The sequence below is a fragment of the Streptomyces sp. ADI95-17 genome, from assembly GCF_003846175.1.
Lineage (GTDB): Bacteria > Actinomycetota > Actinomycetes > Streptomycetales > Streptomycetaceae > Streptomyces > Streptomyces sanglieri.
In genome coordinates this window covers 169,969-178,989 of record NZ_ML123055.1, presented here as the reverse complement: position 1 = coordinate 178,989, position 9,021 = coordinate 169,969, and the positions used below count along the sequence as shown (strand labels likewise).

The following is a 9,021-nucleotide window of genomic DNA, read 5'->3' as shown; positions in this document are numbered from 1 at the left end:
TCAGGGCCTTGCTGTCGTGCAGGTTGGCCCCGGAGATGCCGACGGATATGGGCAGACCTGATCGTTCCGTGATCAGGAAACCAGACTGGAGTACTAGTTCGGCTCTGCGGTCACTTCGCACGTTCCGCAGGGCCACCCCCCTCTCTCAGGTGGGGGCTACGGGTGATGGAAATGTTCTGGGGCCGGAACGGCTGCGGTGGTGCCGGTGCGTGAGGCCTGGAGTGCTGCGTTGGCCACGAGGACGGCGTGCAGTCCGTCGTGGAGGGTCGCGGTGCGCCGGCTGTGGCCGAGGAGCATGTCGCGGAAGGCTTCATGCTCGGCGATCAGGGGTTCTCGTTTGGGGATTGCGTAGCGGGTGACGTCTCCTTCGGTGACGCCGCGGAATGCGGTGAGTGCTTCCCATTGGGTGCGGGTGGAGCCGTTGGCCCAGTAGGTGAGGTCGGCGGTGAGGGTGTCGGCGACGAGGATGCCGTGGTCGCCGGTGACGACGGTGGTGCGTTCTTTGAGTGGTGAGATCCAGTTGACCTGGTGGTGGGTGATGGTGCCGTCGGTCAGTTGTCCGAGGGCTGCGAGGAGGTCTTCGTGGGGGCGGCCGCTGCGGTGGGCGGTACGGGCGGCGACCGAGGTGTAGCGGGTGTTGGTGATCCATGCGGTGAGGTCGAGGTCGTGGGTGGCGAGGTCGTGAATCACGCCGACGTCGGTGATCCGTACGGGGTAGGGGCCGGTTCGTCGGCTGGCGATGGAGAACACGTCTCCGAGCTGTCCGGCTTCCAGCCGTTGGCGCAGTGCGATCAGGGCGGGGTTGAAGCGTTCGATGTATCCGACGGCGGCGGGGACTACGGCGGTGTGGAAGGCCTGTACGAGGCGCCTGGCGGAGGCGGGGTCGCCCGCCAGCGGTTTCTCGATGAGGGTGGGGATGCCTGCTGCGGCGAGGGCGGTGCCCAGCGGTTCGTGCAGGAGTGTGGGGCAGGCCAGCACCGCGTAGTCGAGGCCGAGTTGCAGCAGCGCGTCCAGGTCTGCGACCACAGGGATCCCGTCGGCGGCCCGGTAGCGGTCGCCGTGCGGATCGAGTGCGCCGACCAGTTCGGCACCCTTCAGGGACCGAAGGACCCGGGCATGGTGGCGGCCCATCCGTCCCAGCCCGATCAGGCCGGCGCGCAGCGTCGGGTTGTTCATGCGGCACGCTCCCGGGCCGGAGCGAGGGCCAGTGTGGTCACGGCCTGGGCGATGTCCTGGATCTGGGCTGTGGTCAGCCCTGGGTGGACCGGCAGGGACAGCACCTGCTCGGCGGCGGTGTCGGTGTGCGGGAGGTCGGCTGCGGTGGCGTAGGCGGGCGAGCGGTGGAGCGGGACGGGGTAGTGGACGCTGGTGCCGGTTCCGGCCTGCTGCAGATGCTGGGCGAAGGTGTCGCGGTCGCCCAGGGCGGCGCCGATGCGGACGGTGTACTGGTGCCACACATGGCCGGCTCCCTCTGCCGTGGTGGGCAGGGCCAGGTGCGGCAGGCCGGTGAGGAGTTCGCTGAGCCGGTCGGCGTTCGCCCGGCGCCGTCCGGTCAGGGCCGGGAGCCGACGGAGCTGGCTGCGGGCGATCGCGGCATTGACGTCGCTCATCCTGGCGTTGGTCCCGACGATCCGGTGGTCGTAGCGCCGTTCCATGCCCTGGTTGCGCAGCAGCCGCAGAGTGCGGGCCAGGGCCGGGTCTGCGGTGACGACCATGCCGCCCTCGATGGACTGCATGTTCTTCGTCGGGTAGAAGCTGAAGCAGCCCGCGGTCCCGAAGGTGCCGGCCGGGCGGTTGTTCAGGGTCGCGCCGTGGGCCTGGGCGGCATCCTCGACCAGGGCGAGGTGGTGTGTCTGGGCGAGTTGGGTGAACTCGTTCATCGCGGCGGGGTGTCCGAAGAGGTGGACGGGGATCACTGCCGCGGTGCGGGGGGCGATCGCAGCCCGTACGGCGTCGGGGTCCAGGCAGAAGGTGTCCGGGGTGATGTCGGCGAAGACCGGGACGGCTCCGGTAAGGCGGACAGCGGCGGCCGTGGCGGCGAAGGTGAAAGAGGGCACGATCACCTCGTCACCGGGGCCGATGCCCAGAGCGAGGAGAGTGAGCCACAGGGCGGAGGTTCCGGAGTTGACCGCGATGCAGGAGTGGCCGTCGACCAGGTTCGCGAACTCGTCCTCGAAGGCGGCGACTTCGGGGCCCTGGACGAGGTGGCCGGATTCGAGGACGCGGACCGCGGCGGCGATGTCGGCCGCCTCCAGGCGTGGCGCGGCGACCGGGATGGATGGTGTGTTCACGAAGGGGGTTCCTTCCGGTGGACGCCGGGCGCCGCTGCCGGAAGGGGCGGCGGGGCGTCAGGTGTGGTGTCGGGTGGGGTCGAATCCGTGGTGCAGGTAGAGGGTGGTGTCGTGGGTCAGGGCGCGGGCGCAGGCGTGGAGGCGGCGGGCCATGTGCGGTGGGAGGAGGGTGTCCCACTCCTCGGGTGCTGCCAGCGTCCACTCGGTCAGTTCGTTGTTGTCGAGGCGCACCTGCTGCTGGGCCTGTTCCTTGGTGGTCAGGCCGCCGTCGAAGATGAAGTTGACGAGCGGGGGGCGGCCGTCGGGCTGTTCGGGCACCCAGTCGACGACCAGTAGCCGGCCCGGGGTGAGGTCGAGGCCCAGCTCCTCCTTGATTTCGCGCTGGAACGCTCGCCTCGGGTCCTCGCCCATGTCCAGCCCGCCGCCCGGGACTTCCCAGTAGTCGCGGTAGGACGGTTTCACCAGGAGGAACCGTCCGGCCTTGTCACGGATGGCCGCTCCAGCCCCACCAATGATCTTGGGGAGGGTGGCGTAGTACTCGGCGGGAGGCAGATGCACGGTGCTCATGGAGCGGGACGCTATCCGTGCCGCTCGCACGACTCGGAGACCATCGCTCAGCTGGCACAGAACAGTGACAAACTGGTGTGATTCTCACTCCAGTGGCACGGGCTGGTGGTCGGCGGCCAGTTCGTCGCCGTCGCGCCGGTAGGTACGCGGGCAGGTGATGCAGCGCAGTGCCGCGTCCAGGGTGTGGCCGCACCGGCATACCCAGCCGACCTGCCGGGCGGGGTTTCCGATCACCAGGCCGTGGGCGGGGACGTCGCGCATGACGACTGCACCGAGCGCGACCAGGGCGTGCGGGCCGACGGTGACGCCGGGCGCGATGACGGCCGCGGCCCCGATCGTGGCCCCGGTGCCGATGGTGACGGGGTGACGGGTCCAGTCCTCGGGGCCCTTTCGTCGCCCGTCGGGGGTGGTGGCCCGCGGGGCCGGATCCTCCAGGAGGAGCGCGCCGGGGCAGATCATCGCCTCGTCGCCCACGTCCGCACCGAATACGTTGGCGTAGTTCCCGATCTTCGCGCGGTCGCCGATGGTGCTGCCGGCGCCGATGAAGGATCCCTTGCCCAAGGTGCAGTCGGCGCCGACCACCGCGCCGTCGGCGACCTGGGACTGATGCCACAGCCGGGTGCCCTCTCCGACGCTCGCTCCGGCGTCGGACCAGCCCGGTTCCGGATGGTCGCCATGGTGTTCCTGATGCACGGGAGCGCTCCTGTCGGTGGTGGGCAGGCGGCGGGCCAGGTCGGCGGGGGTGGCGGCGTCGGAGAGGGCCGGGCCGGGGACGGCCAGACCGGTGGCCCGTTCGACGGCCACCGCCAGGGTGAGCCGGTCCAGGGAATCCAGCCCGAGGTCGCGGAAGTCGGTGTCCGGCTCCGGGGCGGTGCCGGGGCGGATGTGCCGGACCGCGCCCAGGATCTGCTCCACGAGGTGCTGGTCGGCGGCGGTCACCGCAGCACTTCCAGACGGTGAGCGAGCGCGACCAGCGATGGGACGGCCTCGATGACCGGGGCCCGGTCCCACAGCCGCCGCATCGCGGCCCCGGCCTGCGAGTCCTCGCCCAGCAGGGCACGCAGCGCCAGGGTGGTGAAGGCGGCGAACTCGGCCTGCTGGGAGGGCGAGAGATGCCCGCCCGCCTGCAGCAGGTGCTCCAGCATTCCTTGGGCGGCTCCTTGGGCGAGGACGTCGTCGATGTGCGGGGCCGGTATCGGCCGCTGTGCCTGGTAGGGGTGGATGTCGAGACTGCCCGGTGCGGTGATCTCGTCGGCGACCAGCTGGGCCAGGCGCGGGGCCAGCAGCACCCCGCACCGGTAGGTGGCCGTGGCCAGCAGGATGGACGGCTCGCCAGTACGGCCGACCAGCGGCAGGTGGTCCAGGGTGTAGGGGCGCAGCCCCGTTCGTGTGTCCTTGAAGGTGGCCGTGTTCAGGCGGGGGTCCAGGAGCGCGGCGGAGTCGGTGGCGAGCACGGCGACTTCGTCCAGGCCGGGGGGCTGGTCGGGGTCGGCGTCCAGGGTCAGCCGGTTCGTGCCGCCGAGATACAGGGTGCCGTCGGTGCGCGGGACGAGGTGGGTTCCGCATGCGAACGCCGCGTTCGGCGTGCGCACCACGTGTTCCAGTTCCATCGCCGGGGCGTTCAGACGGGCGCTGACGCCGCGGCCGGCCAGGATCGGGGGCACGCCCAGCGGGTGGCCCCGGTCCGGCAGCAGCGCCGGGATGCCGCACCCTGCGGCCAGGACCACTTCCCGGGCCCGGACCGTTTCCCCGCCGCTGCAGGACACGGTGCCCGCGCCGACGGCCGTGGCCGGCTGGGGGATCCAGGTGGCGCGGGGGTGCTGCTCGACGGCAAGGGACAGGGCTTCCATCAGGGCGGCTGTGTCGACGCGGGCCTCCGTGGGCAGCCACAGGGCACCCGCCGAAGAGGTGGGCGCCCGCAGGCCGGGGATGCTCGACGCCTGGTGCTCCTCGGCTGGGTGCCCGGCCGCCCGGGCCGCTTCGGCGATCGGCTCCAGGCAGAAACCGCGTCCGGCTGGGGCAAGCACCCATGTTCCGGCCGTTGCCTGGACCTTCCGGCCGCTCATGGCCCCGATCCGCTCCAGCCACGCCGGGTAGGCGTCGTGGGCGGCCAGCCGCTCACCGGTCTCCAGTCCCGTCCGCTGTGTGTCGTGGTGCGGCTCCAGTTCGGAGAAGGTGGAGAGCATCGCACCGGCTGACCGTGTGCCCTGTCCCCGGTGTGGACCGGTTCGCGGTCCCACCACGGTCACGTGCACGCCGCGGTGCAGCAGCTCGACGGCCACCGCGAGGCCGACGACACCGGTCCCGACCACAGCTACGTCCGTCGGCTCAGGCATCGTTCCGCCTCCCCGCCGCAGCGCCGGCCAGGACCTGGTGGGCGGGCGCGGCCGGGTCGAAGGTGGCCTTGGCCTGCGTGATCCAGCGCCGTTTACCGTCCGCGAGACCCTGGTGGGGCCCGAGCGCGGTACGGCCGTGAGCGATACGCCGCTGGTCGACGACCAGCAGCTGTCCGCGGCCCAGCGTGACCGCGACGGTGGTCTGCGCCAGCGCGGCCGCGAAGCGTTCCAGTACCGCGGTGCGGCCGGTGTTGCGCGGGTCGCGGAGCATCTTCCCCGCCCAGCGGACCCAGGCCGGCTGTCCGTCCTGGTCGTCCTCCAGGACGGGGAACGGCATCCGGGGCGCCCCGACACCGCGCAGGTTCTCAGCCTTGCCCTCGAAGAACACCGGTTCCCGCAGCGCCTGCCGGTCGCCCTCATCCAGCCTGGCCATCGCTGCCTGGAGGTCACCGAGCAGGGACGCGCCACCGCCGGCCGGATCGCCCCGCAGCACCAGCAGGCTCGTGTACTCCGGAACGTACTCAACGTTCGGGGCGTCGATGTGCAGGGCCTGCGCGCCCGTACCCCCGAACGACGCCGCCTCTTTCACAGAGGTGGTCTCCTGCCCGATCCACATCCGGCCGTCCCCCTGTCGGATCGAGTTGAACGGGCGGCCGAGCGCGGCCAGCACACCGGCAGCGACCACCTGCAGTTCCTCGTTCCCGAGGGTGGCGGGCAGCGCCAGCAGCGCCCACCCCGCCGAGGACGGATCGCTGCGGTCCAGCCGGCCGGCCAGCGCCGACAGCAGCATCTGTGCGCCGCCACCGGTGAGCACGGTGCGGGCGGCAGCCACGTTCTGCGCACTCCACCGGTGGCACTCCATCTGCGTCGTGCAGGCCGCTGCCAGGCTGGCCGCGAGCGTCCTCGGCACCACCACCCTCACCGGATCCGCAGCAATGGGTTCGATGATCTGGGACATGGGACAACCTCCCGTGAACGACGGATGCTGCGCGGCTTCCCCGGCGCAGGACGCCGGGAACTGCCCTTAGAACAGCAGCGCGAACAGGGGGTGCGGGACCCGGTGAAGACCGGCACATGTCGGCAGTGACCGGCGCTGTTCCCGGCGTGCCACGGCGCAAGGAGCGGCGGAGGTCCGGTGGACGGCCCGGCGGATCCCGGTGGAGAGCCCCGTCCCGTTCCGCCCCGTGCCGCGCGCACCTACTCTGAGAGGTTCGGATATCGAATGCGCGGAGGCACCTATGGGCCGGCCCCGGCTCGATCAGCGAGAGCCCAACGAGCACTTGGCCCAGTGGCAGGCCCAGGTGAGCATGTCGAACGCGGCACTCGCCCGAGCCGTCACCAAACGGGCCAGGGCCCAGGGCCACCGCGGCGTCAGTCCCGACGAGTCGAGCGTGCGGCGGTGGCGTGCCGGTGAGACCCCCAGGCACCCCGTGCCCCAGCTCATCGTCGAAGCGATCAGCGAGCGGGCCGGCATCTCTCTGTCCCCGGCCGACCTCGGTTTCCCCGATCTCTTACCCACGGTGCAGGGGACGGGTTTGTCCTGGCTGCCCGGCACGTCCGTTCAGGCTCTTCTCCACCTCACCCGGAGCGAAGTGATGCGTACCCACACACGCAACAGCGACAGCGCCTCGCGTGTCCAGAAGGGAAGCGCCCTCCTGGCCCCGCTCCAGCAGTGGGCCACCACCGAGCCGTCCCCGGCGGCCGTGCCTGTCGGCCGGACCGGCGGGCAGGTCGGGGCGGCCGAGGTCGAGGGCATCCGTGCTGTCACCGCGATGTACCGCGACGTGGACAACCGACACGGCGGGGCTCTCTCCCGCAAGGCCGTCGTCGCACAGCTCAACGAAGCCGCTTCCCTCCTGCACACGTGCACCTACACCGAACGAACCGGCCGCGACCTTCTCGCGGCCGTCGCCGATCTCGGATCGGTGGCCGGATGGATGAGCTTCGACGCCGGCCATCACACCAGCGCACAGAAACTCTTCATCACCTCGCTGCACGCCGCCGCCGAAGCCGGCGACAAGCCACTGGGTGCCCACATCCTCCAGTGCATGGCACGCCAGATGTCCCACCTCGAACGGTACGAAGACGCACTCGCCCTGATCGACCTGGCCCAGTACGGTGCGCGCCGCCGCCTGTCACCGGCCACCTCCTCCATGCTGGCCAGCCTCGAAGCCCGATTCCAGGCCATCCTGGGCAACCTCGCCGACAGCGAGGCAGCTGCCGGCCGGGCCGAGGACGCCTTCACCGGCATCGTGCCCGGCAACGAACCCGCCCACATGATGTTCTTCGACACCGCTGAACTGTCCGCCACCATCGGCGTCGCCCACCAGATCGCGGCACGCAACAGCCAAGGCACCGACCGGGCCCGCCACGCGGAATCAGGAATCCGCCTCATCCAGCAGGCCCTCGAAGCACGCCCGGCACACCGGGTACGGAGCAAAGCCTTCGACCACCTCGCACTGGCCCGGACACACCTGGCAGCCGGTGAACCCGAAGGCGCCCGCCAGGAAACGATCCACGCCCTGGACCTGTTCGGCACCATCAGTTCACACAGAGTCGGCGACCGACTCACCGAACTGCACAACGAAGCCCTTCCCTACGCCAACAGCGCCCCGGCCGTCGATCTCCGCGAACGCATCACGCACGCCCTCGGATAGCCAATCAACCCCTGCAGGAGCCTGACGATGGGCACAGCCGTGGTGGGCGGGCCTGGTCATCCCGAGCCACCAAAGTGTTGCACCGTCTCTTCACCATGGCCTGCCGCCATTCAGTCGGCGGCCTGGGAATCTCAGCGCTGCGTCATAAGTGCTATTCAGAGGTCATCGCTCGCGAGAACATACACCTCGCCTCGATCCGGCTCTGGCTCCGTCCGTATCGGTGAGATTGATCTTGGAATCTGGCGCCGCCCCGGCATCGGGCTTCGGATCCCCAGGGCCGTGAACCAGCGAGACCTGACCGTACCGCGTGGGTGGTGTGGTCAGCCGAGGAAGGACAGCCGGACTTGGCGTTCGGGGCTTTCCCGGTTGGAGTTCACCAGTACAACGGACTGCGAGGCCCCCAGCTCCAGCTCACCATTGACTACGGGCAGCGTGGCGTGTGGTGGTACCAGTGCCGGGAGCACGTGGTCACTGCCGTGGCCTGGACGACCGTGGCGGGCTCGCCAACGGTCGTCCGCGGGAAGAATTTCGCGGAGGGCTGCCAACAAGTCATCGTCACTGCCCGCGCCGGTCTCGATGATGGCCAGGCCGGATGTCGCATGGGGGGTGAAAACGTTCAGCAGTCCGTTTCGCCCATGAGCGACCTCCCGGAGGAACGCGGAGCATGCGTTCGTCAGGTCGTGCATGGTCTCAGTGGCGCCGGTTGCAATGTTGATGGTGCGGGTGGTGAAGGTGCCGGTCATGCTTCACCGGTACCCATCGCGGAGCAAAAGCACTAAGGGCCGGATGGGTTGTTCCTCCGGGACTCCGCCGGTAGGGGCACGTGCTCCCGTACCTGGACAGGCCCATCGCACCGTCTCATCCGAATACCGCAAGCCAGCCCTGGACTGCGGCTTCCTCCCGCCGCTGCGCGCTGAGAAACCCGTCGGTACGCGGTGAGGGTCCGACCGGCGCATGCCGGTCGGACCCTCACCGCTGTTCTGGTGGCGGCTCGCGCCTGCCCGTCGGTCAGACGGCCGCAGGGGCGCCGAGCATCGCGGAAGCCTGTTGGAACGGGCTGAGGGCGCGCGTGGGCGCGGCGGTGTGGGGAAGGCCGCGGCAGGTGAAGCCGAGCTGGGTCATGGCCCGGAGGACTTCGCCAGCGCACGGCGCGTTACTGACTTCGGCTCA

General features: G+C 70.4%; 8 protein-coding genes. 1 reads left to right on the top strand and 7 read right to left on the bottom strand.

Annotation, left to right across the window (positions count from 1 at the left end; translation table 11 throughout):
- Positions 1-156: 156 nt before the first annotated feature.
- The 6 genes from EES42_RS42190 to EES42_RS42165 all read right to left on the bottom strand — a co-directional run bounded on the left by EES42_RS42190 (position 157) and on the right by EES42_RS42165 (position 6,152).
- Positions 157-1,176 (bottom strand): Gfo/Idh/MocA family protein, encoded by a 1,020-nt coding sequence (locus EES42_RS42190; RefSeq protein WP_124723499.1) that lies wholly within the window; start codon positions 1,174-1,176, stop codon positions 157-159.
- Positions 1,173-2,291 (bottom strand): DegT/DnrJ/EryC1/StrS family aminotransferase, encoded by a 1,119-nt coding sequence (locus tag EES42_RS42185; RefSeq protein ID WP_124723498.1) that lies wholly within the window; start codon positions 2,289-2,291, stop codon positions 1,173-1,175. The genes EES42_RS42190 and EES42_RS42185 overlap by 4 nt, the downstream gene beginning before the upstream one ends.
- A 57-nt stretch (positions 2,292-2,348) precedes the next feature.
- Positions 2,349-2,858: an NUDIX domain-containing protein gene (locus EES42_RS42180; protein WP_124723497.1), complete on the bottom strand. Its 510-nt coding sequence runs from the start codon at positions 2,856-2,858 to the stop codon at positions 2,349-2,351.
- Between the two features lie 84 nt (positions 2,859-2,942).
- Entirely contained in the window at positions 2,943-3,797 is an 855-nt protein-coding gene (locus tag EES42_RS42175; protein WP_164495553.1) for a phosphopantetheine-binding protein, read from the bottom strand.
- On the bottom strand, positions 3,794-5,194 hold the full coding sequence (locus EES42_RS42170; protein WP_124723495.1) for an NAD(P)/FAD-dependent oxidoreductase: 1,401 nt from the start codon (positions 5,192-5,194) through the stop codon (positions 3,794-3,796). Before EES42_RS42170 ends, EES42_RS42175 begins: the two co-directional genes overlap by 4 nt.
- Positions 5,187-6,152 (bottom strand): TauD/TfdA family dioxygenase, encoded by a 966-nt coding sequence (locus EES42_RS42165; protein ID WP_206433903.1) that lies wholly within the window; start codon positions 6,150-6,152, stop codon positions 5,187-5,189. The genes EES42_RS42170 and EES42_RS42165 overlap by 8 nt, the downstream gene beginning before the upstream one ends.
- Before the next feature lie 349 nt (positions 6,153-6,501).
- Here EES42_RS42165 and EES42_RS42160 point away from each other — a divergent pair, with 349 nt between their 5' ends.
- A complete protein-coding gene (locus EES42_RS42160) occupies positions 6,502-7,851 on the top strand; it encodes a transcriptional regulator (protein ID WP_241196942.1) in 1,350 nt (449 codons plus the stop codon).
- A gap of 320 nt (positions 7,852-8,171) precedes the next feature.
- Here EES42_RS42160 and EES42_RS42155 read toward each other — a convergent pair whose 3' ends face one another.
- The gene (locus tag EES42_RS42155; protein ID WP_037701150.1) at positions 8,172-8,594 is read right to left on the bottom strand and encodes a YjbQ family protein; all 423 of its coding nucleotides are present in this window, start codon (positions 8,592-8,594) and stop codon (positions 8,172-8,174) included.
- Positions 8,595-9,021: the final 427 nt, after the last annotated feature.